Here is a 23,933-nt window from a genome sequence, read left to right as displayed (position 1 = left end):
TGGCTCCGGGGAGAGGCGAGGGACAGACCGAAGGGCAGGCAGAGGATCAGACCGGGGGTACGGCCGGCGGCCTCAGCCCCATGCTCCGCCGCAGCGTGCCGAGCTTCTCCTCGCAGGCTTCCATCAGGGGCCGGTCGTCGGCCTGGGTCTTGCCGACCCCGCCTACCCCGACCACCATCACCACACCCGGCCCCGGATCGGCTGCCAGGGCCAGGGCGGCATCCCGCAGACCGGCCAGCTCCCGTGTCCGGTTGACGAACACCCGCGTGGGCGGTGGCCCCTGACACGGCGGGGCGGCGGGCGCAGCGGGCGGCAGCTGGATGCCCTCGATGTGCTGCGCCATCAACAGGGGCCCGACCACGACGGCGTCCCCCGACACCGTGTTGTGCGTACTCCCGCCACCGCCCGTACCGAGGCTGCTCAACCCGTCTCCTTCCGCCGGTGCGGCCACCTGGCCCAGGTGAACGCGCCGGTTCCCTTCCCGGCTTCCGTCTTCCGGAACCCGCCCCGGCCCCGCACTGTAGCCGCGCTCTACGATCGGGGGCGTGTGCGCAGACGTCATAGTTGCCGAGGACGACGAGAAGCAGGCCGAGCTCGTACGCCGCTATCTGGAACGGGAAGGACACACCGTACGGATCGTGGGCGACGGGCTCGCCGCACTCGACGCCGTCCGGTACAAGGAACCCGACCTGCTCGTTCTCGATGTGATGATGCCTCGGGCGGACGGGCTGGACGTGGTGCGCGTGCTGCGGGCCGAGGCCCGGGAGCTGCCCGTGCTGATGCTGACCGCCCGCACCACCGAGGACGATCTGCTGCTCGGACTCGACCTCGGCGCGGACGACTACATGACCAAGCCGTACAGCCCCCGCGAGCTGATGGCCCGCGTCCGCACGCTGCTGCGCCGCACCCGGCGGCCGGCCGGGGTGGTGGAGGACCACGTCCTGCGGGTGGGCGGCCTGGTGGTCGATCCGGAGCGCCACGAGGTGACGGTGGACGGCGCGCCGGTGGAGTGCACGCGGGGCGAGTTCCGGATCCTGGCCGCGCTGGCGGCCGGTCCCGACCGGGTGTTCAGCCGTCAGCGGCTGCTGGAGGAGCTGCACGGCTTCGACCGCTACATCAGCGACCGGACGGTCGACGTGCACGTCATGAACCTCCGCAAGAAGATCGAACCCGCTCCCCGCCGGCCGGTGCGCCTGCTCACCGTCTTCGGCGTCGGCTACAAACTGACCGACCCGGCGAAGGCACGGCGTGCGTAGGAACCGGCCCGCCGCCCGGGTGCCGTTGCGGCGGAGTCTGCTGGGGCGGCTGCTGGGCGTGTCGGCGCTGGTCGCCGCGTGTTCGGTGGCGGCCACCGCCTGGCTCGCCGTGCAGACCACCTCGGGGGCGATCAAGCAGGAGCAGGGCCAGAACCTCACCGCCGACGCCCGGATCTACGACACCCTGCTCGGCTACGCCGCCCGCAACCCGACCTGGGACGGCGTGGACGCGACCGTACGGGAACTGGCCGAGCAGTCCGGCCGCCGCGTCGCGCTGACCACGCAGAGCAGGCAGCCGCTCGCCGACTCCGCCACCACCGAGACCCCGCCGGCACTTCCGCCGGAGGCCTCCGCGGTGGTCGACCCGTTGTCCGTCGACACCGTGCTCGCCGCCCGGAGCACCGAGGGGCAGGGCACGGCGGCCGACCGCATCGACCCGCGGGCGGTCGGGCCGTTCCTGCTCCCCGCGGGGGAACGGGCGGCGCTGCGGCGGACCGCCGACCGGAACGCGGAGTGCCTGAACCGGGTGGGGATCGCCGCGGACGTGGTCGTCGGGCCGAGCGGCCGGCCCCGCGTCCAGATGGTGGGCAACGACCCCGAACGGGCGCTGGCTGCCCGTTGCGACCCCTCGGACCTGGACGCGCCCACCCGCACCGAGAAGAAGGCGCTCAGCGCGCTCAACGATCTCGCCGACGCCTGTCTGGAGCGCCAGGACCGCGCCGGTGTGCGGCTGAACCGGGACCTCTCGTGGGGCGATGGCTACCCCGCCGTGGCGGAGCCGCTGCCCGTTCCCCGGCCGAGCGACGCGCCCCGGACGGCCCCCGCCCCGGAGGTGGCGCCGCCCCGGGAGCTGAACGGGGCGGACGACCGGGCCATCGCCTCGTGCGTGGGAACGGCGCGCAGCGAACAGCTCAGTTCGTACGTGGCCTCCCCCGCGCTCCTGTTCATCGGTGACGAGGGTGGCGCGACGGTGCCCGGCTTCGACCTCTCCCCCGCCAACACCGCGAAGATCGCCGGTGCGGCGGCCCTCGTCCTGGCGCTGACCGTGGGCGCCTCGGTCCTCGCGGGCGCGCGGCTGGTCCGCCCGCTGCACGCGCTGACGGGGGCCGCGCAGCGGATGCGGGACGGGGAGGAGCACGCCTCCGTCCCGGTCCCGGGGGACGACGAGATCGGCCGGCTGGCCGCCGCGTTCAACGACATGTCGGCGCACCGGGCACGGCTGGAGGAGCAGCGCAAGGCGATGGTCAGCGATGTGGCCCATGAGCTGCGGACCCCGCTGAGCAACATCCGGGGCTGGCTGGAGGCGGCCCAGGACGGTCTGGCCGACCCGGATCCGGCGTTCGTCTCCTCGCTGCTGGAGGAGGCGGTGCAGCTCCAGCACATCATCGACGACCTCCAGGACCTGGCCGACGCCGACGCCGGGGTGCTGCGACTGCACCCCGGACCGGTCCGGATCGGGGAGCTGTTGAGCCAGGTCGCCGCCGCCCATCAGGCCCGCGCGGAGACGGCGGGGGTGACGCTGACGGTGGCGGCGGGGACGGGGGCGGACCTGGTGCTGCGCGCGGACCCGGTCAGGCTGCGGCAGGCGGTGGGGAACCTGGTCTCCAACGCGGTACGGCACACTCCGGCGGGCGGGAGGGTGACGCTGCGCGCGTACGGGGGCGGGGGCGCGGGTGGGGAGTCGGGTGAGACCGGTTCTGTTGCCGGCTCCAACTCGGGCTCCGACTCTCCTTCCGGTTCCGGTTCCGGGGAGGTGGTGGTCGAGGTGGCGGACACCGGGGTCGGGATTCCGGCCGGGGACCTCCCGTACGTCTTCGACCGCTTCTGGCGTGCGGAGAAGTCCCGCAGCCGCCGTACGGGAGGCAGCGGCCTCGGGCTCGCCATCGTCCGGAAACTGGCCGAGGCCCACGGCGGGACGGCGAGCGCGACCAGTACGGAGGGCGAAGGCTCGGCCTTCACGCTCCGGCTGCCTACGGCGGACCCGGTGCCCTGACCGGTTCCCCGACGGAGGCGCTGACGGGTGCGCCGATGGATGCACTGGCGGGTGGGTTGATAGGTGCTCTGGCGGGTGCGTTGATGGGCGCTCTGATGGGATGACCACAGCGCCCTGACAGCTTCCTCATAACTTCCGGTCAGCCTGGCTCCCTGCCCCGTACCCGGTGCACTTCGGCACCCGGACCCGTCGCGGGGCGACGTACGAATGGAGCCATCCATATGACCGCATTGACCGCCCGTCTCTCCCTGCGCACCGCCGTGCTCGCCGCCGTCGCGGCCGGCACGGTGCTGCTCCCGGCCGGCGCCGCCTTCGCCGACGCGACGCCGAGGCCGTCGGCGCCCGCCGAGAGCGCCCCGGAGGTGGCGCCGGAGCGGGAGCGGGCCGCCGAGGCCGCGCCGAAGGATGACCGGGACCGTCCCGCCACCGCGCCCCGTGGCGGCGTCGCGGCGGGCGACCGCCCGGCACCCACCGCACCCCGCGAGGCCACTCCCGCCCCGGCGACCGCACCGCGCGGTGGCGTGGCGGCCGGTGAGCGCCCGGCCAGCGCCGAGGGCACCAGCACCACCGCCCTCGCCGGTTCGGTGGCCGGAGCAGCGCTGCTGGCGGGCGCGGGCACCCTCGTGCTCCGCCGCCGCAACGGCTGACCTCTCACCACCCCTCACCACTGAGACCGATCGTGGCGCCGTCCCGCACCGGGGCGGCGCCACGCCCGGTGGTCACTCCTGGAGCCCTCATGCACGTCCGCACCACCTCCCACCGCTCCCGGCCGGCCGCCCTGCTGGCCGCCCTGGTGGCCTGCGCGGCCCTGACGGCCTGCGCGGGACCGGAACCGTCATCGGCCGCGTCCCCGGCGGCCGCGTCCGCTCCGGCCTCCTCGGCACCGGCCCCCACCGCGACGGACGGGCCGCCCGCCGCCACGGACGCCCCCGCCCCCACCGAGGTCGCCGTCCCGTCCCTCAAGATCCGCAGCTCCCTGATGCGACTCGGGCTCAACGCGGACGGCACGGTCGAGGTCCCGCCCGCCGAGCAGGGCATGAAGGCCGGCTGGTACACCGGCGGAGCCGTGCCCGGCCGCCCAGGTGCGGCCGTCCTGATCGGCCACAACGACACCCGCTTCGGCCGGGCCGTCTTCCACGATCTCAAGGACATCCACAAGGGCGCCGCGGTGCTCGTCCGTGACGGCGACGGAAAGTCGCTGCGCTTCACCGTGACGGGCAAGGAGACGGTCAGCAAGAAGGCGTTCCCCACCGAGCGGGTCTACGGTGCCACCAAGGGCAGCACGTTGCGGCTGGTCACCTGCGACGGCGCGTTCGACGCGGAGGGGCACCCGGTGGACAACCTGATCGTCTACGCCGAGCTGGGCTGACCGGAGCCGCGCGGTGCCGAGTCGGTCCCTGTCCGAACCTTGATGGCATTCGCCAGGACAGACTCACGGCATCCGATGTCTACCGGTGGGTAACTCCCGCTGCTTTGATGGGTGCCGCCCGGTACGCCCCCACTCATTCAGCAGGAGACCTCGTGCCGCACTCCACGTTCCGCCGTCTTTCCGGCGTGGCCCTCTCCGCCGCGCTCGCCGCCGTCCCGCTGGCCATGAACGCGCCCCAGGCGGCTGCGGCCACCGCCGCCGAGACCCCGTCGCTGCGGGTGCTCTCGTACAACACGTTCCTCTTCAGCAAGACCCTGTACCCCAACTGGGGCCAGGACCACCGGGCGGCGGAGATCCCGAAGACCTCGTTCTTCCGGGGCAACGACGTGGTCGTGATCCAGGAGGCGTTCGACAACGGGGCCTCCGACGCGCTGCTGCGGAACTCCGCCGCCCAGTACCCCTACCAGACGCCCGTCGTCGGCCGGAGCAAGAGCGGCTGGGACGCCACCAGCGGCTCCTACTCGGCGACGACTCCGGAGGACGGCGGCGTCACGATCCTGAGCAAGTGGCCGGTCATCCGCAAGGAGCAGTACATCTTCAAGGACGCCTGTGGCGGCGACTGGTGGTCCAACAAGGGCTTCGCCTATACGGTGCTGAACGTCAACGGCGCCCGCGTCCATGTCGTGGGCACCCACGCCCAGTCGACCGACCCCGGCTGTTCGGCGGGAGAGGCCGCGCAGATGCGCAGCCGCCAGTTCAAGGCGATGGACGCCTTCCTCGACGCCAAGAAGATCCCGGCCTCCGAGCAGGTCGTCGTGGCAGGCGACTTCAACGTGGACGGGCACTCCGCCGAGTACGCCTCCTTCCTCGAGGACGCGGACCTGGCCCCGGCCGACACCAGGACGGGCCACACCTACTCCTTCGACACCCGCGACAACTCGATAGCCGCCGAGCGCTACCCGAACGACCCGCGCGAGGACCTGGACCACATCCTCCACCGCGTCGGCCATGTGAAGCCGTCGGGCTGGAAGAACGATGTGATCAAGGAGCAGAGCGCCCCCTGGACGGTCTCCAGCTGGGGCAAGAAGTACACGTACACGAACCTCTCCGACCACTACCCGGTGATCGGCTCGGCCGGCTGACCGCACGGGTGGGACAATCGGGGCCCTCCCCGCCCCACCCGTGAAGGACCCGCTCCATGAGCACCGTCGCCCAGCCGTCGTTCCAGCTCCTCCCCGGAAGCCCCGGCTCCCCGGTACTGCTGCACGTACCGCACGGGTCGCGAAGGATTCCCAAGGAGGTACGCGGCGGAATCCTCCTGGACGGCGGGGCTCTGGAGCGGGAACTCGACCACATCACCGACTCCCACACCGCCGAACTGGCGGCCCGGGCCACCGAGGCCTGCCCCACCCGGCCCTGGCGCTTCGTCAACGCCCTCTCCCGCCTGGTCGTCGACCCCGAACGCTTCCCGGACGACCGCGAGGAGATGCGGGCCGTGGGCATGGGCGCGGTCTACACGCACACCACCCACCGCGAACGTCTGCGGACCCGGGACATCGACCAACACCCGCTGCTGACCCGGTACTTCCACCCCTATGCCCAAGCCATGACGGAGGCGGTCGACGCCCGGATCGCCGCCACGGGCCGTGCGGTGATCGTCGACGTCCACTCGTACCCGAGCGAGCCCCTCCCGTACGAACTCCACGGCACCGGCCCCCGCCCGCCGATCTGCCTGGGCACCGACCCGTTCCACACTCCGCCGGAGCTGCGCTCGCTGGCGGAGGAGGCGTTCGCGGGGTTCGGGGGGACGGGGGTCGACAGCCCGTTCGCCGGTACGTACGTCCCGCTGAAGCACTACGGCTCGGACCGCCGGGTCACCGCCCTGATGATCGAGATCCGTCGCGACACGTACATGACCGAGCCGGGCGGCCCGGCGGGGCCGGGGCTGGACGCGCTGGCCGGGGCGCTGGCGGAGCTGGTGGCCGGGTGCTGACGCGGCGCACCACCCTCGCCCGGGACGGCTACCCGATCTCCACCACCGCGCCCACTCCGGCGGCCCGGACGGATCGTCATCGGGATCGTCCTCGCACCAGGAGCGGCGCCCGCACCCCCTCGGGACGAGGACGATGACCGTCCGGGCGGCCGGCCGAGCGGTGGGCCAGGACAGGGAGACGACTCCGGCGAGGTGTTCGATGGCGGCCGGGACATCCCAGTCCTGCTGCCGGAGCGTGGCGAGGGTGGTCGCGGGGACGACCACAGGTCCGGGGGCCCGCTCTCCAGCGCCCGGGCGAGCAGAGCCCACGCGGCGTCCCGACGGCCCCGGTCCGGACGGGTACGGACCACCACGATCGGCCAGGCTTCTTCTCGTGGGCGGGCCCCACCCCACACCGGGGTGCGGCCCGCCCACGAGTCGTCAGCCTGCCCTCAGAAGAACACCCCGCACCGCAGCAGCACGTTCGCGTACGGCCGTGCCTCCCCCGTCCGTACCACCAGGCGGGCGGCCGATGTGCGCGCCTTGAGCTCGTCGTGCGGGATCAGCTCCAGCCGGGGGAAGCGGCCGTCCAGGAGCGCCGTGGCCTCCGGGTTGGCGTCGCGGACCTCCAGGGCCGCCGTCGCACCCTCCACCGCCAGCTCGTCGAGAAGGCCCTCCAGCACCTCGGCGAACGACGGGGTCCCGGCGCGGAAGGCGAGGTCGACCACGCGGGGGCCGGGTGGGATCGGCATGCCCGCGTCGCAGATCAACACGGTGTCCCCATGGCCGAGTTCGGCGATGGCTCCGGCCAGGTGGCGGTTGAGGATGCCGGACTTCTTCACAGCGCGTCGACCTCCGCCGGAGTCGGGAAGGACGCCTGGGCACCCCGCGACGTGACCGCCGCCGCCCCCACCCGTACCGCGAAGGCCGCTGCCTCGCGCAGGTCGTCGCCCCGGCCCAGGCGCCAGGCCAGGGCAGCGGTGAACGCGTCCCCGGCCCCCGTCGTGTCGACGGCCTCCACCTTCGGGCTGACCAGGTGGTCCAGGGAGTCCGTCCGGCCGTCGGCCACCAGCGCCCCCGCCGCGCCCAGGGTGATCACGACCGAGCGCGGGCCGAGCGCGAGGAGGGCCGGGGCCCAGTCGTGCGGGGTCCGGCCCGCAGCCGCGCCCAGCATGAACCGCGCCTCGTGCTCGTTGACCACGAGCGGGTCGCAGGCGGCCAGGACCTCGTCGGGCAGGGGGGCGGGCGGGGACGGGTTGAGGACGAGGCGCGCCCCGGGGGCCAGGCCGCGCGCTGTCTCCGCGACCGTCTCCAGGGGAATTTCCAGCTGTACGGAGACCACCCGCGCGTCCGCGAGCAGCGGGGCCGCCGCAGCCACGTCCTCGGGGGTGAGGCGGCCGTTGGCGCCCGGGGACACCACGATGCTGTTGTCGCCCGAGGGGTCCACGGTGATCAGCGCGACACCGGTCGGGGCCCCGCCGACCAGGACGCCGCCGGTCTCCACGCCCGCCGCGCGCTGGCTCTCCAGCAGCAGACGGCCGTGGTCGTCGTCGCCGACCCGGGCGAGCAGCGCCGTACGGGCTCCCAACCGGGCTGCCGCGACTGCCTGGTTGGCTCCCTTGCCGCCCGGGTGGACGGCCAGGTCGGAGCCGAGGACCGTCTCGCCGGGGGCGGGGCGGCGTTCGACGCCGATCACCAGGTCGGCGTTGGCCGAGCCGACCACCAGGAGGTCGTAACGGTCGTCGCCGGAGGCGTTGTCGTGCATATCTCTGCTTCCTGCTTTCGTCGCTCGGGGGCCGGGAGCCGGGGTCAGGAGAAGTCGGCGACGTTCTCGCGGGTGACCACCTTGACCGGCACCTTCACCGTCTTCTCGACCGTGTCGCCCTTCGCCGCCTTCACGGCGTTCTGCACCGCGATCCGGCCCAGCTCGCTGGGCTGCTGGGCCACCGACGCGTACAGCGTCCCGGCCTCCACGGCCTTCAGGCCGTCCGGGGTGCCGTCGAAGCCGACGACCGACACGGACTTGCCGGCCTTGCTGCCGAGCGCCTTGACCGCGCCGAGCGCCATCTCGTCGTTCTCGGCGAAGACGCCGGTGATGCCCGGGTGTGACTGGATCAGGTTGGTCATGACGTCCAGGCCCTTGGTGCGGTCGAAGTCCGCGGGCTGCTTGGCGACCACCTTGATGTCCGGGTATGCCTTGAGCCCTTCGGCGAAGCCCGCTCCGCGCTCGCGACTGGCGGAGGTGCCCGCCGTGCCCTGGAGGATGACGATGCTGCCCTTGCCTCCCAGTTCGTCGGCCAGCGCGTCGGCGGCGAGCTTGCCGCCCGCCACGTTGTCGGAGGCGACGAGGGTGGCGGTGTCGGCCTTGTTCACGCCGCGGTCGGCGGCGATCACGGGGATGTCGGCCTTGTTGGCGCTGCGGACACCCGGGCCGACGGCGTCGGAGTCCACCGGGTTGACGATGATGGACGAGACTCCCGAACTGGTGAAGTTCTGGAGCTGGTTGGCCTGCTGCGAGGCGTCGTTCTGGGCGTCGGTGACGGTGAGGTCGATGCCCGCCTTCCTGGCCTCGGCCTGTGCGCCGTCCTTCATCTGCACGAAGAAGGGGTTGTTGAGCGTCGAGAGGGACATGCCGACCTTCGTCGTGCCGCCGGACGAACCGGAGTTGAAGTAGGACACCCCGCCGACGACGACGGCCACGGAGAGGGCCGCACCGGCGAACTTGAGCGCGCCCCTGCGCCCGGAACCCGGTGCGCCGGGGGCTGTTCCGGCCGAGGAGGCCGCGCCCGAACCGGCCTTGCGGCGCAGCGTGTCGAGGAGGACGGCGAGGGCGATGACGACGCCGATGACGACCTGCTGCCAGAACGCGGAGACCGAGAGGAGGTTGAGGCCGTTGCGGAGTACGGCGAGGATGAGCGCGCCGATCAGGGTGCCGGACGCCTTGCCCACCCCGCCGGCCAGGCTGGCGCCGCCGATGACGACGGCGGCGATGGCGTCGAGTTCGTACCCCTGGGCGGCCTGCGGCTGGGCGGAGACGAGGCGCGAGGCCAGGACGATGCCCGCGACGGCGGCGAAGAGGCCGGAGAGCGCGTAGATGACGATCTTCTGGCGCTTGACCCGGAGACCGGAGAGCCGGGCCGCCTCCTCGTTGCCGCCGATGGCGTACATGGAGCGGCCGATGAAGGTGCGCCCGAGGATGAGGGCGGTGATCAGGCCCATCGCGATCATCACGAGGACCGGGACGGGGAGCCAGCCGCCGAGGGTGTCGCCGAGCCGGGAGACGGAGTCGGGGAACGCGATCGGGCTGCCCTGCGAGATGACGAGCGAGAGGCCGCGGGCGATCGAGAGCATGGCCAGCGTAGCGATGAACGGCGGGAGTTTGCCGTACGAGACGAGGGCGCCGTTCACGAAGCCGCAGGCGATACCCGTGACGATCGCGAGCACGACCGCGAGGGCGACCGGGACCCCGGCGGACGTCGCCGACCAGGCCAGGACCGTGGCGGACAGGGCCGCCACCGAGCCGACGGAGAGGTCGATGCCCGCCGAGACGATGACGAAGGTGACGCCGAACGCGAGGATGGCGGTGACGGCCGCCTGCACGCCGACGTTCAGCAGGTTCTGCGTGGTCAGGAAGTCGCCGGAGAGCAGCGACATCGCCACCACCAGGACGACCAGGGCGCTGAGCGCGCCGTTGTCGAGCAGGACGCGGCGTATCACGGAAGTGCCACCTGCGCCCGTGTCACTCTTGAGTGTCTCAGTGGCCACGGGGGCCCTCCTCTTCGTTCTTCGGTGCGGGGTGTTCGTGGGTGCCGGCGGTGGAGACCGCGAGGGCCATGACGGCGTCTTGGGTGGCCTCGTCGGCGTGGAGTTCGCCGGCGATCCGGCCCTGGGCCATGACCAGCACCCGGTCGCTCATGCCGAGGACCTCGGGCAGGTCGCTGGAGATCATCAGGACGGCGTGGCCGGATGCGGTGAGCTCGTTGACGAGCTGGTAGATCTCGACCTTGGCGCCGACGTCGATGCCCCGGGTGGGCTCGTCGAGGATGAGCACCCGGGTGTCGGCCAGCAGCCACTTGCCGATGACGACCTTCTGCTGGTTGCCGCCGGAGAGGGTGCGGACGTGCTGGCCGAGGCCGGACATGCGGACGCCGAGCTGCTTCGCGATGCGGGCCGCCGCCGTACGCTGGCCTTTCAGGTCCACCAGCCCGGAGCGGGTCGCGGAACGCAGGGTGACCAGGCCGAGGTTCTCCTGTACGGAGGCGTCGAGAACCAGCCCCTGCCCCTTGCGGTCCTCCGGTACGAGGCCTATCCCGGCGCCCATCGCGGCGGGCACGTCGTGCCGGGCGAGGCGCTCTCCGCGTACGTCGACGGTGCCCGCGTCGTACGGGTCGGCGCCGAAGACCGCGCGCGCCACCTCCGTACGGCCTGCGCCGACGAGTCCCGCGAGGCCGACGACCTCACCGGCGTGCACGTCGAAGCTGATGTCGCGGAAGACACCGTCCCGGGTGAGCCCCCGGACGGACAGCAACACCTCGCCCGTGTCAGGGCGTTCGCGCGGATACTGCTGGTCGATGCTGCGGCCGACCATGAGCTGGACGAGCTCGTCCTCGGGTGTGGAGGCGGGCACCTGGTCGATGCTGCGGCCATCGCGCAGAACGGTGACGCGGTCACCGAGCGCGGCGATCTCCTCCAAGTGGTGGGTGATGAAGACGATCCCGACGCCGTCCGCACGCAACTGCCGGACGATCGCGAAGAGTTTGTCGACCTCCTCCGAAGTCAGCACGGCGGTCGGCTCGTCCATGATGAGCACGCGCGCCTCCAGGCTGAGAGCCTTGGCGATCTCGACCATCTGGAGCCGGGCGATGCCCAGTTCACGGACCTTGGCGTCCGGGCGCACGTCGACGCCGACCCGGCGCAGCAGCTTCTCCGCGTCCGCCCGCATGCGCCGGTGGTCGATGAGACCGAGGCGGCGCGGCTGGCGGCCGAGGAAGATGTTCTCGGCCACCGTCAGGTCGGGGACCAGGTTGAACTCCTGGTAGATGGTGGCGATGCCGAGCCCTTCGGCGTCCTGCGCGTTGTTGATGCGCACCTCGCGGCCCTCGGCGAGGATTCGGCCACGGTCGGGGCGGTAGGCGCCGGAGAGCATCTTGATGAGGGTGCTCTTTCCGGCGCCGTTCTCGCCGAGCAGGACATGGACCTCGCCTCTGCGCAGGTCGAAGTCGACGTTGTCGAGCGCCACCACGCCGGGGAAGGTCTTGCGCAGACCTTCGATACGCAGCAATTCATCGGCGTGGTGCACCAGTTGCTTCTCCGGTGCGGTCACCGGTCGCTCCTCTGGTCGGTCGCGTCCTGTCCGCACGAGCGGCGTACGACGAGACGGGCGGGCAGGGTGACGGACTGCGGGGTCCGTCCTTCGATCAGGTCGGCCAGCGCGCGTACGGCGGCGCGGGCCAGGTCCGCGGTCGGCTGGGCGATGGCGGTGATCGGCGGATCCGTGTGGACGAACCACGGGATGTCGTCGAAGGCCGCGAGCGCGATGTCGCCGGGAACTCGCAGCCCCCGGGCCCGGATCGCGTCCAGCGCGCCGAGCGCCATCAGGTTGTCGGCGGCGAAGACGACCTCGGGCGGCTCGGGCAGCGCGAGGAACCCCTCGGTGGCCCGCCGTCCGCTGGCGGCCTGGAAGTCGCCCTGTCCGATGTAGGCGTCGGGCAGGGCGAGCCCGAGCTCCCCCATCGCGTCCCGGAAGGCCTCGACACGCTCGTTGCCGGTGGTGGTGGCCGCGGGCCCGGCGATGATCGCGAGCCTGCGGTGGCCGAGCCCGTGCAGATGCGCGACCAGGTCTTTGACCGCGCCCGTACCGTCGGCCCGGACGACGGGCACGTCGATGCCGGGGATCCAGCGGTCCACGAAGACCATCGGCGTACCGCCCAGGGCGACCTCCCGCATCAGCGGGGAGCCGCCGTCGGCGGGTGAGACGAGCAGCCCGTCGATCCTGCGGTCGATGAGCGTGCGGATGTGGTGGTCCTGGAGCTCGGGCCGCTCGTCGGCGTTGCCGATGATGACGCTGTAGCCGAGCGCGCGGGCCTCCTCCTCGACGAAGCGGGCCAGCTCGGTGAAGTACGGATTGAGTACGTCACTGATGACCAGGCCGAGGGTGCGGGTCTGCGCGGTGCGCAGCGAGCGGGCCACGGCGTTGGGCCGGTAGCCGAGGCCGTCGACGGCGGCGAGAACGCGGGCACGCGCCTCCGCACTGACGGACGGATGGCTGTTCAGCACCCGCGAGACCGTCGCGACGGACACACCCGCCGCGGCCGCGACATCCTTGATGCTCGCCATGTCCGGACCACCTCCTTGTGGGTTCCGTACACCTCGAAACCAGGGGCGGACCGCTCGCACGACGCCATGGAATCGATTACAGGGACGATTGGAATCGATTACACGGCTGAAAACAAGACCCCCCTCCGCGTCCGAGACCGGATCGTGACGGGAGCGGCGGGACGGGGCTGGGCTGCGTGCCGGGCTGATCATGCCGCCCGGCGCGTGCCGCGACCGCTGAAGTGAGTACGAAGCCGTGCCGGATCGGGTCATGCGCCTCATGCCCGGACGGCGGGCCCCTGGCGAGGATCAGACCATGGATCCCCGCGCGTACGACGCCCCCTACCGGTCGGCACGCACCCCTCCTCCGCCCAGGCGCCCCGGTGTGGTGGCGCTCTCCGCGGTGCTCTGGCTGCTCACGTCGCTGTCCGCCTCCTGGCTGTGCGCCTTGGTCGGGGTGACAGTGCTGTGGGGAGCGGCGGCGGGTGCACCGGTCGGAAGCTTCCTGCTCAGCTGCTCCACGGTCCTGTGCGGTGGCGCGGGCATGCTCGTCGCGGTCTGCCGGGCACCGACGGTGCGCCGTATGTCCGGTGACGTGCGCAGCCTTCTGCTGGGAGCCCTGGCCTGCCCGGTACCCCTGGTCCTGGCGTCGGCCACGTGGTTCTCCGCCGGCTGACCGGTTCCGCAGCGCCCGCACACCGTCGGATCACGCCACCGGCTCGGCCCGGCAAAGCAGAAGACCCCACGCGAAGTGGGGTCTTGCTGGTGTCCGAGGGGGGACTTGAACCCCCACGCCCGATAAAGGGCACTAGCACCTCAAGCTAGCGCGTCTGCCATTCCGCCACCCGGACAAGGTGTCTGTCGTTCGCGGCGTGTTCCCCGCGGCGACATGGAAAACAATACCAGGGGTTCGACGCGCCTTTCACCTGCATATCCGGTGGTCAGGGCTACCTTCGCGTCCATGAGTGATCGTGGCTACCGCCGGCCCCGTCCGCTGTCTCCCCTGCGCGAGCATCTGCGCGACACCTTCTGGTTCGCCCCGACCATGGGGTTCGTCTGTGTGTTCGCGCTGTGGCTGGTCGCTTCCGAGGTCGACGATGAGATCGTCCGGTTTCTCCAGCGGGAGGAGGCCTACGACGAGCTCGGCAGCCTGATCTCCTTCGTCCAGGACGCGAAGACGATCGTCACCACGATCAGCTCGGCGATGATGACCTTCATCGGTGTGGTGTTCAGCATCTCGCTGGTCGCGGTACAGATGGCCAGCGGGCAGCTGACACCCCGGGTGGTGCGGATCTTCGTCCGGAGCCGGATCAGCAAGCTCACGATGACGGTGTTCCTCGCGACGTTCCTGTTCTCGCTGCTGGTCCTGACCTCGTACGAGAGCGAGGCCGACCCGCGCCGGGTGGTCTCGGTCCCGCTGCTGCAGAGCCTGCTCACGCTGGTTCTCGTCGGGCTGAGCCTGCTGCTGTTCGTCGTCTATGTCAGTGCGACGCTGCGGCTCATGCAGGTCGGGCCGGTCGTCGACAGGATCGCGCGCGATTCGTTCCGGGTGCTCGGGCGGATGCCCCGGGGTCCGGGCGGGGCCGAGGGGCTGGGGCCGGAGACCGGGCGGGTGGTGTACCAGGGGCGGGCCGGGGTGTTGCGGGACGTGAACACGGCGCGGCTCGTCCGGGCCGCTCGGCGGCAGGACGTGGTGCTGCGGCTGATCCCCCGGATCGGGGACTTCGTGGTGCCGGGCACGCCGGTGGTCGCCGTCCACGGTGGAGACGCGCCGTCGCGTCGGCTGCGGTACGCCGTGTCCGTCGGGGTGGAGCGCACCCTGCACCAGGATCTGTCCTTCGGCTTGCGTCAGCTGGTCGACATCGCGCTGCGGGCCCTGTCGACCTCCGTGAACGATCCGACCACCGCCGTCCAGTGCCTGGACCGGATCGTGCAGTTCCTCGCGGCCGTGGTGGACCTGCCGCTGGGGACCGTGCACCACCGGGACCGGTCGGGGCGGGTGCGGCTGGTGCAGGAGGGGCCGGCCTGGGACGACCTGGTGGATCTCGCCTTCGAGGAGATCCGCTGGTGCGTGGCCGGGAGCCCGCAGGTGTCGCGGCGGCTGCTGGCGGGGCTGGATGATCTGCTGCTGCTTGCGCCGGAGGAGCGGAAGCAGCCGTTGGTACGGCACCGCGAGTTGCTCGTCCAGACCGTGGAGCGGACCGTTCCGGTGGCCGCCGACCGGGAGTTCGCGCTGCTTCCGGACAGGCAGGGCATCGGGTAGCGCGCGGGCGGCAGTAGGGCCGGCCCGCCGGAATGGCTCCGGCGGGCCGGCCCCGTGTCCGGCGCGTGTCAGTCGCCGCAGCGGCCCGCCTTCAGGGAGTGCAGGTGCTCACTGGACTTCCGGGCGAAGGCGAGCGAGTCCACCGGGTTGTCGTGCTCGGCCTGCCAGTGGTGGTAGGTGCGGCCGTGGTGGGTGCGGCTGGTCACCTTCGAGAGGAACGTCTTGTAGTCGATGTCCCCGTCGCCCACGTCCGACATGCGGTAGCCGTCGCGCGTCGTGTCGTCGCGGACGCCGTCCTTGACGTGGAAGAGCGGGTAGCGGTCGGGGTGCTTGAGGACGTACTTCAGCGGGTCCAGCGGGGCCTTCGTGCCGTCCACGCGCTTCGAGAAGCGGAACTGGGCGCAGTACGCCCAGTAGATGTCCAGCTCCAGGTAGACCAGGTCCGGGTCGGTCTCGGCGAGCAGGACGTCGTAGAGGCGCACGTTCGGCTTGTCCGTCGCGAAGGAGAACTCCTCGGCGTGGTTGTGCTGGTAGAACTTCATCCCGCGCTTACGGGCGGCGGCCCCGTACTTGTTGAAGTCGTCGGCCGCCCGCTTCCAGCCGTCCACCGTGGAGCCGTAGCGGAACGGGCCGGAGGCCGTGCCGATGTGCTTGAGGCCGAGGGCCTGGGCGTCGTCCAGGACCTTCTCCAGGTTCTGGGCGAAGGTGTAGGCGCCGGGGTTGTTGTCGTCGTAGTAGCCGACGTGGCTGCCGATCGGGTTGAGGCCGTGGTCCTTGGCCAGCCGCTTGAGCTGGGCGAGGGTGATGGGGCCCGCCGAGCCCTGGGTGTAGCCCGCGAACTCGATCTCGTCGTAGCCGTACTTCTCCAGCTCGCTGAAGACGGGGCCGAAGCCGAGCGTGGAGACCTGGTCGCGGAGGCTGTAGAGCTGGATGCCCAGGCGGCCGGGGGGCAGGACGGGCTTGCCCTTTCCGTGGCCATGACCATGGCCGTGGCCGGGGCCGTGACCGTGGCCCTTGCCGGGTCCCTGCGCGTGGTCCCGGCCGGCGGCCTGGGCGCTCGCCGTGCCGATGATCGTGGCGGCGGTCGCCCCGGCGGCGACACCGAGGATGTTGCGGCGGCTCAGTCTGCGGGCGAGTTCGGTGTCCTTGGAGATGCGGCTCATGTTCGCGTGACTCCCTTGGGTGACATGGGTGACGTGGGGTGAGCAGTGCGGTGCCGGGGCGTTGTCAGTGCAGTCCGGCAAGCTGGAGGAGCAGGGACTTCACCTCGGTGGCCCTGACCCGGTCGGTGAACGCGTGGGGGGTGGAGCAGAGGATGAGCGGACCTTCGTCGTCGCTCTCGGGGAGGCGGCCGTGGCTGCCGCGAATAGGTGAGGGGTCCAGGGGGACGACCGCCATGCGGTAGCGCATCCCGAGCTTCTTGCGGGCGACCGCCGAGACGGCCTTGAGCCGTACGTAGGGGTCCTCGGGGTCCATGAAGAGCTCGACGGGGTCGTAGCCGGGCTTGCGGTGGATCTCGACGAGCTGCGCGAAGTCGGGGGCGCGGGCGTCGTCCAGCCAGTAGTAGTACGTGAACCAGGCGTCCTTCTCCGCCACGGCCACCAGCTCTCCGGAGCGGGGGTGGTCCAGGTGGTGCGCCTTCTTGCCCTCGTCGTCCAGCAGCTGGTCGATGCCGGGCAGCTCCGCGAGCACCTCCCGGACCACTTCCAGGTCCTCGGGGCGGCGTACGTAGATGTGGGCGAGCTGGTGGTCCGCGACGGCGAAGGCGCGCGAGGCCATCGTGTCCAGGTACTCCATGCCGTCCTGCGTGTGCACCTCCAGCAGGCCCGCCCGGCGCAGCGCCCGGTTGATGTCGACGGGGCGGCTGACGCGGGTGATGCCGTACTCGGAGAGCGCGACGACGGTACGGCCTTCGGCGCGGGCGTCGTCCAGCAGCGGGGCGATCGCCCGGTCGAGGTCGGCTGCGGCCCGGTGGGAGCGGGGGTCGTCGGGGCCGTAGCGCTGGAGGTCGTAGTCGAGGTGGGGCAGGTAGCAGAGCGCGAGGTCGGGGGTGCGGGTGGTGATGATGTGGCGGGTGGCGTCGATGATCCACTGGGAGGAGACCAGGTCGGCGCCGGGGCCCCAGAAGTGGAAGAGGGGGAACGTGCCGAGTTTCTCGGTCAGTTCGTCGTGCAGGGCGGGCGGCCGGGTGTAGCAGTCGGGTTCCTTGCGGCCGTCGGCGTAGTAGACGGGGCGCGGGGTGACGGTCCAGTCGGTGTCGGCGCCCATCGCGTACCACCAGCAGATGTTGGCGACGGTGTAGCCGGGGTGGGCTCGGCGGGCCGCGTCCCAGAGCTTGTCGCCCTCGACGAGGCCGTTGTGCTGGCGCCAGAGCAGGACGTCGCCGAGCTCGCGGAAGTACCAGCCGTTGGCCACGATGCCGTGCTCGGAGGGCATGGTGCCGGTGAGGAAGGTGGACTGGGCGGCGCAGGTGACGGCGGGCAGGACGGTGGAGAGGGGGGCCCGCGCGCCCTGCTTCCCGAGCGCCGTGAGGTTCGGCATATGGGCCAGGAGCTGCGGGGTGAGGCCGACGACGTCGAGGACGAGGAGGGGGGTGGGGCGGCGCCCTGTTCCGTCGGTCATGGCAGCTCCTTGAGGCCGAGGTCGACCAGGAGGTCGCGGGCGAGGGTGAGTTCGGCGGCGATGCCGTCGGCGAGTTGTGTACGGGTGCGGGGCCGCAGTTCGGCGGGCAGCGCCTGCCAGGTGTACGTCTCCACCTCCAGGTGCCGGGTCAGCGGCACCGCTCCCCCGACGAGCCGGGCGAGCGTGGCGCGGAGCACGGGCAGCGTGGAGGTGAGCGGGGGCGCGGGCGGCGCGTGCAGGGGTACGTGGAAGTGGGCGCGCCATGGGGTGGAGTCCGGGAGCGCCCGGCCGGTGACGGCCTCGTCCAGGTCGTCGGTGCCGCGCAGCCCGGCGGCCGTGCGTGTACGGGTCTGGTGGAGGAAGCGGGGTTCGGCGAAGGCGGCGAGCGCGGTGCGGACCTCGGGCAGGTGGGGGTGTTCGGCGTGCAGGGCGGCGGAGAGCTGGGACTTGACCACCGGGATGCCCGCTGCGGCCAGGGCGTCGAGTGCGGTGTCCGGCTCCTCGAAGGAGGTCGCCAGGTGGCAGGTGTCGACGCAGATGCCGATGCGTTCGTGGCCGACGTCGGTGAGCGGGGCGATGGTGTCGGCGGTGGTCTCCACGGTGCAGCCCGGCTCCGGTTCGAGGCCGATCCGGATCGACTTGCCGGTGAGTTCGGCGAGGGCGTCCAGGCGCTGGGCGAGCGTGGTGAGGGCGGCGCGCGCGGTGCGGGCGGCCCCGGGGTCCGTGTCATAGGGGGTGCGCCAGGCCAGCGGGAGCGTGGAGATGGTGCCCTCGGTGACGTCGTCGGGGAGGAGGGCGGCCAGCAGCCGGGCCAGGTCGGTGGTGTGGGCGAGCCGCTCGGGTTCGGTCCAGTCCGGGCGGTAGACCCGGTACTTGACCTCGTCGGCGCCGAACCCCTCGTACGGGAAACCGTTGAGGGTGACCACTTCGAGCCCCCGGCTGTCGAGTTCGGCGCGGAGCGCGCGGAGTTCGGCGGGGTCGTTGATCAGGGTGCGGGCGGCCTCCCTGGCCAGCCAGAGGCCGATGCCGAGCCGGTCCCTGCCCAGGCGCCGGCGGACCGGCTCGCAGTGGTCGCGGAGCTGGGCGCGGACGCCGTCCAGGGTTTCGGCGGGGTGGACGTTGGTGCAGTACGAGAGGTGGACGACGGTTCCGTCCGGGTGGCGGAAGCGCATGGCCTCACTCCCCGCCGCGCAGGATGGAGTTGCCCTCGTGGAGGGAGTCGGGGGCGGGGACGTCCAGCTGGAGCCGGCCGCTCTGGCCGTAGAAGGCCACGGGGTTGCGCCACAGGACCTGGTCGACGTCGTCCTCGGTGAACCCGGCCTTCAGCATCGCGTCGGCGACCTTGCGGGTCTTGAGCGGGTCGCTCTTGCCCCAGTCGGCGGCGGAGTTGACGAGGATCTTCTCGGTGCCGTGGTTCTTGAGGATGGTGACCATGCGGTCCTCGTCCATCTTGGTGTCCGGGTAGATGGAGAAACCGGCCCAGCAGCCGCTGTCGGTGGCGGCCTTTACGGTGGTCTCGTTGAGGTGGTCGAGGAGGACGTGCTCCAGGGGGAGGTGCGATTCGCGGATGACGTCGATGGTGCGGTGGAGACCGGCGAGCTTGTCGCGGTGCGGGGTGTGGACGAGGGCGGGCAGCCCGTGGTCGGCGGCGAGCTGGAGCTGGGCGGCCAGCGCGTGGTCCTCGGCCGGGGTCATGGAGTCGTAGCCGATCTCGCCGACGGCGACGACGGAGTCCTTGACGAGGTAGCGCGGCAGCGCGTCCAGGACGGGGGTGCAGCGGGGGTCGTTCGCCTCCTTGGGGTTGAGGGCGAGCGTGCAGTGATGCGCGATGCCGTACTGGGAGGCGCGGAAGGGCTCCCAGCCGAGGAGGGCGTCGAAGTAGTCGAAGAAGCTGGCGGGCGAGGTGCGGGGCTGGCCGAGCCAGAAGGAGGGTTCGACGAGGGCGCGGACGCCCGCGTCGTACATCGCCTGATAGTCGTCCGTGGTCCTGGACGTCATATGGATGTGGGGGTCGAAGATGCGCATCAGGACTCCTCCGTGGGGGCGGCAGGGGTGGTGCGGGCAAGACCGAGGGCGGTGTCAAGGTCGGCCGGGACGTCACGGCCGGCGGCGGTCCGCTCGGCGGCGAAGTCGCTCAGCATGCGCGCGAGTTCGTCGTCCCCTCGGGCCCTCTCGCCGAGCCGGGCGACGGTATCCAGCGGCACCCCGGTGAAGAGGCACTTCAGTACGGCGTGACGCCAGGCGTGCGGATCGAGGTGGGCGGCGGCGTACGGGCCGACGGCGGCGGCCACCAGCCGGGTGTCGTTGGTGCGCAGAGCGTCCTCGACGAGCGGGAGGGCCGTTGCGCCGAGGTCGAGGCGGTCCAGGGTGAGGAGGACGGCGCGGCGTTCGGCGGCGGTGCCCTGTTCGTAGAGCCGGGTGACGGAGGGCAGCGGGGCACGCGCCTCGATGAGCAGGAGGGAGCGTACGGAGTCGGCGTGGGCCGTTCCGCAGTGGCGGCCGGCGGCGGCGTAGCGGAGCTCCCAGGGAGGAGAGGCGTACGGGGAGGTCGCGGCGTCGCCGGTGCCTTCGGCGCGGGCGGTCTCGGCACCCGCGCTCCCGGCTCGTGCGGGCTCGCGGGGCGCTGCGGCGTGTGCTGCCTCGGCCAGGGCCTCGGCGAGCCAGGTGCGGGCGGCCGCGTCGAGTTCGGCGTCGAGTTCCTTGCGGGACTTCAGCACGGTGCTCCCCCTTTCTTCTTCGCGGGGGCCTGCTGCATGGCGTCGCGCAGGAAACCGATGGAGGTGCGGGCGAGTTCGGGGCCCGCGTGGGAGTGGCGGGGCAGTTCGACGACGGTGAGGCCCTGGTAGTCGGCGGCGGCGAGGGCGGCGAGCACGGGCGGGAAGTCGATCTCCCCGTCGCCGAACGGGAGGTGCTCGTGGACGCCGCGCCGCATGTCCTCGATCTGGACGTGCCGGAGCCAGGGGGCGGAGTCCTGGACGCACTGCACGGGGGACGCCTCCTCCAGGCACTGGCAGTGGCCGATGTCGAGGGTGAGGCCGAGGGGGGCCGGGTCGCCGAGAAGGGCGCGGAGGTGGTGGAAGTCGGCGAGGGTGGCGAGGAGGTGACCGGGCTCGGGTTCGACGGCGATGGGGATGCCCGAGCGGTCGGCGGCGTCGAGTACCGGGGTGATCGCCTCGGTCAGGCGCTTCCAGGCGGTGTCCGTGGAGGTGGCCGGTGGGGTGATGCCGCTGAAGCAGTGGACGGCGTGCGCGCCGAGTTCGGCGGCCACGTCCACGGCACGGACGAGCAGCGCGGTGCGGGCGGCGCGGGCCTCGGGGTCCGGGTCGAGGAGGGAGGGGCCGTGCTTGCGGCGCGGGTCCAGGACATAGCGGGCGCCGGTCTCGACGGTGACCCGGAGCCCGAGGGAGGTGAGCCTGCGCCGGACCTCGCGGGTGCGTTCGGCGAGGCCGGGGGCTAGGGGGTCCAGGTGCATATGGTCGAGGGTCAGGCCGACGCCGTCGTACCCGAGGTCCGCGAGGAGGCCGAGGGCGTCGTCGAGGCGGAGGTCGGTGAGCCCGTTGGTGCCGTAGCCGAGGTGGAGGGTCATGTGGGGCTCACCTTCCGGGAGAGGGCGCGGGCCAGGGGGACGAGCGCCATGACGGCGAGACCGGAGCGGGGTGCACCGGCCCGGGTGGCCAGCGCGGCCTGGAGCGGGATCATGGCCCGGATCCCGCCGCCGACCGCCCGCTGGGTGAGGGACGGGGACGGGTTGAGGGCGGCGTGCAGGAGGGGTGGTCCGGCGGTACGGAGGTAGGCGCCGGTGAACGCGGTGAGCAGGAGGGAGGTGAGGGTGGAGGCGGTGAGGCCGGTCGTGGCCAGGCGCGCCGGGGGAAGCCCGGTCGTGCCCGGTACCGGCACGACGGCCTGGCCCTGGTGTGCCGGGGGAAGGGCCCCGAGGCCGCCCGCGCCAGGCTCCGGTTGCCCCGGTACCCCCGGCACTGCGGTCCCGCCCGTGCGCCGCCCCCGGTCCACCGCGAGCACCGCCGCGCCCAGAGCCGTCGTCGTGGCCAGGACCGCCAGCGGTACGGCGGTGGACCCGCCCTGCGCCTCGTGGCGGGACACGGCGGTGACGCCGTACGTGTGCGCCCCGAGCACCAGGGCTGCGGGGAGTGCGGCGGCCAGGGCGCCGAGCGCCGGACGGTGCGGTGCGGCAACGTTGTCGGGGATGGCGGTGAGCCGTACGGTCCCGCCACGCGCCGGACGCGCGGTGCGTGCTCCGGGCCTCGGGCCCCTGCCGGCGGGCGCCCCCGCCGTGGCCGTGGCTGACGCCCCCAGCAGCAGGTCCAGGGAGCGGGCCACCGCCATCGCCGCCGGGCCCGCCTTCGTGTGCTTGAGGTGGAGGTCGTAGGCCCAGACCGTGGCGGCCAGGCCCGTGGCAACCGTCAGCGCCGGGCGACCGGCCCGGGCCGCGAGGGCCAGGCCCGCCGCCGTGAGGAGACCGGCCGCGCCCAGGGCGGCCTGCGGGCTGATGCGGCCCGAAGGGATCGGCCGGTGCGGGCGGTCCACGGCGTCCTCCTCCCGGTCCGCCCAGTCGTTGAGCGCCATCCCCGCCTCGTACAGGCAGAGCGAGGCGCCGACCGCGAGTGCGGTGCCCCGGCCGGGGCTGCGGCCCACCGCCGCCGCCCCGGCCAGTGCGTCACCCGGCACGGAGAACAGTGCGGAGACCCGGAACAGCTCGGTCCAGGCACGCACGGTGTCCCCTCTCCCGCTACCGGGGGACGGTGGGTGCCTGTCCGGTGCGGGCGCAGTCCCACCCGCACCGGACAGGCCGTCTTCGGGGGCGGTGGCCGGTGCCCCGCCCCGTACGGCGTGGCCGTTCAGCCCCGCCGGTGCCGCCCGCAGCCCGGCGGGGAGCGCCCCGAGCGCCGACAGCAGCCGCAGTCGCCACCTCACGCCTTGCCCCGCAGCCGCTCGGCGAAGGCCAGCAAGGTGGCGTACTGCTCGGCGAGTGCGGCCGAGGTGCCGCCGTCCGGGTCCTTGAAGTAGAAGCCCAGCTCCGGCCGGGGCCCGCTCAGTCCCAGTTCGTGCGAGCGGGCCAGCAGCCGGGCGAGGTCCAGGACGAGCGGGGCGGCGAGGGCCGAGTCGCAGCCCTGCCAGATGGTCTGGAGGATCATGCGGGAGCCGAGGAAACCGTCGAAGGCGATGTGGTCCCAGGCCGTCTTCCAGTCCCCCATCGCGGGCACGTCGTCGATGTGGACCTCGCCCTCGGGGGCGGTGCCGAACGTGTCGGCCAGGACTCGTTCCTTGCCCGCGTTCTTGGCGGCGGCCGCCGCCGGGTCGGCCAGCGCCGCCCCGTCCCCGCCGCCCAGCAGGTTCGACCCGGACCAGGCCCGTACGGGCAGGGCGCGCTGGAGGAACATCGGGGCGAGCACGGAACGGAGCAGCGTCTGGCCGGTCTTGCCGTCGCGTCCGGCGTGGGGAAGCCCGCAGGAGTCGACGGTGTCGGCCAGGGCGGGGGTGCGCAGGCCGGTCGAGGGGGTGAAGTTGGCGTAGGAGCAGCCGGCCCGGAGGGCGGCCGCGGCGTAGAGCGAGCTGGCGGGGAGCCGGGGGTCGTCGGGACCGGGGGCGGGCTCCGTGGAGGAGACGTTGATGACGACCGTACGGGCCAGGTCGTGGCGGTGGGCGAAGTCGGTGAGGTCGGCGGCGAACGCGGCGATGAGTTCCTGGTCGGTGCGGGTCTCCCCGGGGAGCGGTCCGCCGGGGCGTATCTCGGCGTCGGCCGCGTCGAGTTCGGCGCGGACGGCGGTGGGGAGGCGGTGCGGGAGCACACCGCCCTCGGCGAGCGCCTCGGCCCGTTTGGCGAGCGGGCAGTCCAGGGTGTCGTGGCCGCCGAAGACCAGCGAGGTCAGGGGCGGCAGGCCGCTGTCGGCGAAGGGGGGCGTCTCGGTGACCATGCCGGTCGGCGGGTGGAGGCCCGCGGCGATGGCGGCGCACCCCGCGGTGGCGGTGGTGGCGACGGAGCCGCGCGCTCCGATGAACCAGACGCCGGTACGGGGGCCTGGGGCGCCCGTGCGGTCTGGACTCTCCGTACGGCGTTCACGATCGGCATGTGCGGTCACGGGCTGCCTCCCTGGGGGATGAAGAGGTGGAGGACGGCGGGCGGG

22 protein-coding genes, 1 tRNA gene and 1 pseudogene are annotated in these 23,933 nt (G+C 72.6%); 8 read left to right on the top strand and 16 right to left on the bottom strand.

The genetic code is table 11. The features are described 5' to 3' along the window. Positions 1-46: 46 nt before the first annotated feature. The gene (locus tag D6270_RS29355) at positions 47-424 is read right to left on the bottom strand and encodes a hypothetical protein (RefSeq protein ID WP_225976981.1); all 378 of its coding nucleotides are present in this window, start codon (positions 422-424) and stop codon (positions 47-49) included. Between the two features lie 121 nt (positions 425-545). Here D6270_RS29355 and D6270_RS29350 point away from each other — a divergent pair, with 121 nt between their 5' ends. The 6 genes from D6270_RS29350 (at position 546) to D6270_RS29325 (ending at position 6,611) form a co-directional block, all read left to right on the top strand. After that, entirely contained in the window at positions 546-1,256 is a 711-nt protein-coding gene (locus D6270_RS29350; protein ID WP_204117039.1) for a response regulator transcription factor, read from the top strand. Further along, complete coding sequence (locus D6270_RS29345; protein ID WP_109162683.1) at positions 1,249-3,249, top strand: sensor histidine kinase; 2,001 nt, start codon at positions 1,249-1,251, stop codon at positions 3,247-3,249. Before D6270_RS29350 ends, D6270_RS29345 begins: the two co-directional genes overlap by 8 nt. A 221-nt stretch (positions 3,250-3,470) precedes the next feature. Then, positions 3,471-3,896, top strand: coding sequence for a hypothetical protein (locus tag D6270_RS29340; RefSeq protein ID WP_204117040.1), 426 nt, complete (start codon positions 3,471-3,473; stop codon positions 3,894-3,896). Positions 3,897-3,985: 89 nt separating this feature from the next. Further along, on the top strand, positions 3,986-4,618 hold the full coding sequence (locus tag D6270_RS29335; protein ID WP_109162684.1) for a class F sortase: 633 nt from the start codon (positions 3,986-3,988) through the stop codon (positions 4,616-4,618). Between the two features lie 152 nt (positions 4,619-4,770). Next, positions 4,771-5,760, top strand: a complete 990-nt coding sequence (sph, locus tag D6270_RS29330; protein ID WP_109162685.1) for a sphingomyelin phosphodiesterase — start codon at positions 4,771-4,773, stop codon at positions 5,758-5,760. A 56-nt stretch (positions 5,761-5,816) separates the two neighbouring features. After that, positions 5,817-6,611: an N-formylglutamate amidohydrolase gene (locus D6270_RS29325; protein WP_109162686.1), complete on the top strand. Its 795-nt coding sequence runs from the start codon at positions 5,817-5,819 to the stop codon at positions 6,609-6,611. 141 nt (positions 6,612-6,752) lie between these two features. Here the strand turns inward: D6270_RS29325 and D6270_RS29320 are convergent. The 6 genes and pseudogenes from D6270_RS29320 to D6270_RS29295 form a co-directional block, all read right to left on the bottom strand. After that, positions 6,753-6,967, bottom strand: a pseudogene (locus D6270_RS29320) (AAA family ATPase); the annotation flags it as partial. Between the two features lie 75 nt (positions 6,968-7,042). Next, the gene (rbsD, locus tag D6270_RS29315; protein ID WP_109162687.1) at positions 7,043-7,432 is read right to left on the bottom strand and encodes a D-ribose pyranase; all 390 of its coding nucleotides are present in this window, start codon (positions 7,430-7,432) and stop codon (positions 7,043-7,045) included. Next, positions 7,429-8,355: a ribokinase gene (locus D6270_RS29310; protein WP_109162688.1), complete on the bottom strand. Its 927-nt coding sequence runs from the start codon at positions 8,353-8,355 to the stop codon at positions 7,429-7,431. The genes rbsD and D6270_RS29310 overlap by 4 nt, the downstream gene beginning before the upstream one ends. Before the next feature lie 44 nt (positions 8,356-8,399). After that, entirely contained in the window at positions 8,400-10,355 is a 1,956-nt protein-coding gene (locus D6270_RS29305; RefSeq protein ID WP_109162689.1) for an ABC transporter permease/substrate-binding protein, read from the bottom strand. Beyond that, positions 10,345-11,913: a sugar ABC transporter ATP-binding protein gene (locus D6270_RS29300; protein WP_109162690.1), complete on the bottom strand. Its 1,569-nt coding sequence runs from the start codon at positions 11,911-11,913 to the stop codon at positions 10,345-10,347. The genes D6270_RS29305 and D6270_RS29300 overlap by 11 nt, the downstream gene beginning before the upstream one ends. Further along, positions 11,910-12,926: a LacI family DNA-binding transcriptional regulator gene (locus D6270_RS29295; RefSeq protein WP_109162691.1), complete on the bottom strand. Its 1,017-nt coding sequence runs from the start codon at positions 12,924-12,926 to the stop codon at positions 11,910-11,912. The genes D6270_RS29300 and D6270_RS29295 overlap by 4 nt, the downstream gene beginning before the upstream one ends. Positions 12,927-13,221: 295 nt before the next feature. On the opposite strand from D6270_RS29295, the gene D6270_RS29290 reads away from it, so the two are divergent. Next, a complete protein-coding gene (locus tag D6270_RS29290) occupies positions 13,222-13,581 on the top strand; it encodes a hypothetical protein (protein ID WP_109162692.1) in 360 nt (119 codons plus the stop codon). A gap of 87 nt (positions 13,582-13,668) precedes the next feature. Here the strand turns inward: D6270_RS29290 and D6270_RS29285 are convergent. Then, a tRNA-Leu gene (locus D6270_RS29285) sits at positions 13,669-13,756 on the bottom strand. A 110-nt stretch (positions 13,757-13,866) separates the two neighbouring features. Here D6270_RS29285 and D6270_RS29280 point away from each other — a divergent pair. Next, positions 13,867-15,168, top strand: coding sequence for a DUF2254 domain-containing protein (locus tag D6270_RS29280; protein ID WP_109162693.1), 1,302 nt, complete (start codon positions 13,867-13,869; stop codon positions 15,166-15,168). A gap of 68 nt (positions 15,169-15,236) precedes the next feature. Here D6270_RS29280 and D6270_RS29275 read toward each other — a convergent pair whose 3' ends face one another. The 8 genes from D6270_RS29275 to D6270_RS29240 all read right to left on the bottom strand — a co-directional run bounded on the left by D6270_RS29275 (position 15,237) and on the right by D6270_RS29240 (position 23,888). Further along, entirely contained in the window at positions 15,237-16,331 is a 1,095-nt protein-coding gene (locus D6270_RS29275; protein ID WP_109162694.1) for a sugar phosphate isomerase/epimerase family protein, read from the bottom strand. 64 nt (positions 16,332-16,395) lie between these two features. After that, complete coding sequence (locus tag D6270_RS29270; protein WP_109162695.1) at positions 16,396-17,790, bottom strand: alkaline phosphatase family protein; 1,395 nt, start codon at positions 17,788-17,790, stop codon at positions 16,396-16,398. Beyond that, complete coding sequence (gene eboE / locus D6270_RS29265) at positions 17,787-18,962, bottom strand: metabolite traffic protein EboE (RefSeq protein ID WP_109162696.1); 1,176 nt, start codon at positions 18,960-18,962, stop codon at positions 17,787-17,789. The genes D6270_RS29270 and eboE overlap by 4 nt, the downstream gene beginning before the upstream one ends. 4 nt (positions 18,963-18,966) lie before the next feature. Further along, positions 18,967-19,815 carry a TatD family hydrolase gene (locus tag D6270_RS29260; RefSeq protein WP_109162697.1) on the bottom strand — a complete coding sequence of 283 codons (849 nt, stop codon included), beginning with the start codon at positions 19,813-19,815 and terminating at the stop codon, positions 18,967-18,969. Continuing rightward, positions 19,815-20,507 carry an EboA domain-containing protein gene (locus tag D6270_RS29255; protein WP_109162698.1) on the bottom strand — a complete coding sequence of 231 codons (693 nt, stop codon included), beginning with the start codon at positions 20,505-20,507 and terminating at the stop codon, positions 19,815-19,817. The genes D6270_RS29260 and D6270_RS29255 overlap by 1 nt, the downstream gene beginning before the upstream one ends. Next, entirely contained in the window at positions 20,501-21,376 is an 876-nt protein-coding gene (locus tag D6270_RS29250) for a sugar phosphate isomerase/epimerase family protein (RefSeq protein ID WP_109162699.1), read from the bottom strand. The genes D6270_RS29255 and D6270_RS29250 overlap by 7 nt, the downstream gene beginning before the upstream one ends. Continuing rightward, a complete protein-coding gene (locus tag D6270_RS29245; RefSeq protein ID WP_391041009.1) occupies positions 21,373-22,722 on the bottom strand; it encodes an SCO3242 family prenyltransferase in 1,350 nt (449 codons plus the stop codon). The genes D6270_RS29250 and D6270_RS29245 overlap by 4 nt, the downstream gene beginning before the upstream one ends. Beyond that, a complete protein-coding gene (locus D6270_RS29240; protein WP_204117041.1) occupies positions 22,719-23,888 on the bottom strand; it encodes an inositol-3-phosphate synthase in 1,170 nt (389 codons plus the stop codon). The genes D6270_RS29245 and D6270_RS29240 overlap by 4 nt, the downstream gene beginning before the upstream one ends. Positions 23,889-23,933 lie beyond the last annotated feature (45 nt).

Origin of the sequence: Streptomyces griseus subsp. griseus, assembly GCF_003610995.1 — a bacterium.
In the GTDB taxonomy this organism is placed as follows: domain Bacteria; phylum Actinomycetota; class Actinomycetes; order Streptomycetales; family Streptomycetaceae; genus Streptomyces.
Note: the sequence above shows the minus strand (reverse complement) of the source record. Positions and strands in the feature narration are given on the sequence as shown.

Bases quoted from the DNA above. Each gene is read 5' to 3' on its own strand.
- D6270_RS29340 (WP_204117040.1), top strand. From the start codon at position 3,471: ATGACCGCATTGACCGCCCGTCTCTCCCTGCGCACCGCCGTGCTCGCC.
- D6270_RS29335 (WP_109162684.1), top strand. From the start codon at position 3,986: ATGCACGTCCGCACCACCTCCCACCGCTCCCGGCCGGCCGCCCTGCTG.
- D6270_RS29325 (WP_109162686.1), top strand. From the start codon at position 5,817: ATGAGCACCGTCGCCCAGCCGTCGTTCCAGCTCCTCCCCGGAAGCCCC.
- D6270_RS29310 (WP_109162688.1), bottom strand. From the start codon at position 8,355: ATGCACGACAACGCCTCCGGCGACGACCGTTACGACCTCCTGGTGGTC.
- D6270_RS29295 (WP_109162691.1), bottom strand. From the start codon at position 12,926: ATGGCGAGCATCAAGGATGTCGCGGCCGCGGCGGGTGTGTCCGTCGCG.
- D6270_RS29290 (WP_109162692.1), top strand. From the start codon at position 13,222: ATGGATCCCCGCGCGTACGACGCCCCCTACCGGTCGGCACGCACCCCT.
- D6270_RS29280 (WP_109162693.1), top strand. From the start codon at position 13,867: ATGAGTGATCGTGGCTACCGCCGGCCCCGTCCGCTGTCTCCCCTGCGC.
- D6270_RS29275 (WP_109162694.1), bottom strand. From the start codon at position 16,331: ATGAGCCGCATCTCCAAGGACACCGAACTCGCCCGCAGACTGAGCCGC.
- D6270_RS29270 (WP_109162695.1), bottom strand. From the start codon at position 17,790: ATGACCGACGGAACAGGGCGCCGCCCCACCCCCCTCCTCGTCCTCGAC.
- eboE (WP_109162696.1), bottom strand. From the start codon at position 18,962: ATGCGCTTCCGCCACCCGGACGGAACCGTCGTCCACCTCTCGTACTGC.
- D6270_RS29260 (WP_109162697.1), bottom strand. From the start codon at position 19,815: ATGCGCATCTTCGACCCCCACATCCATATGACGTCCAGGACCACGGAC.
- D6270_RS29250 (WP_109162699.1), bottom strand. From the start codon at position 21,376: ATGACCCTCCACCTCGGCTACGGCACCAACGGGCTCACCGACCTCCGC.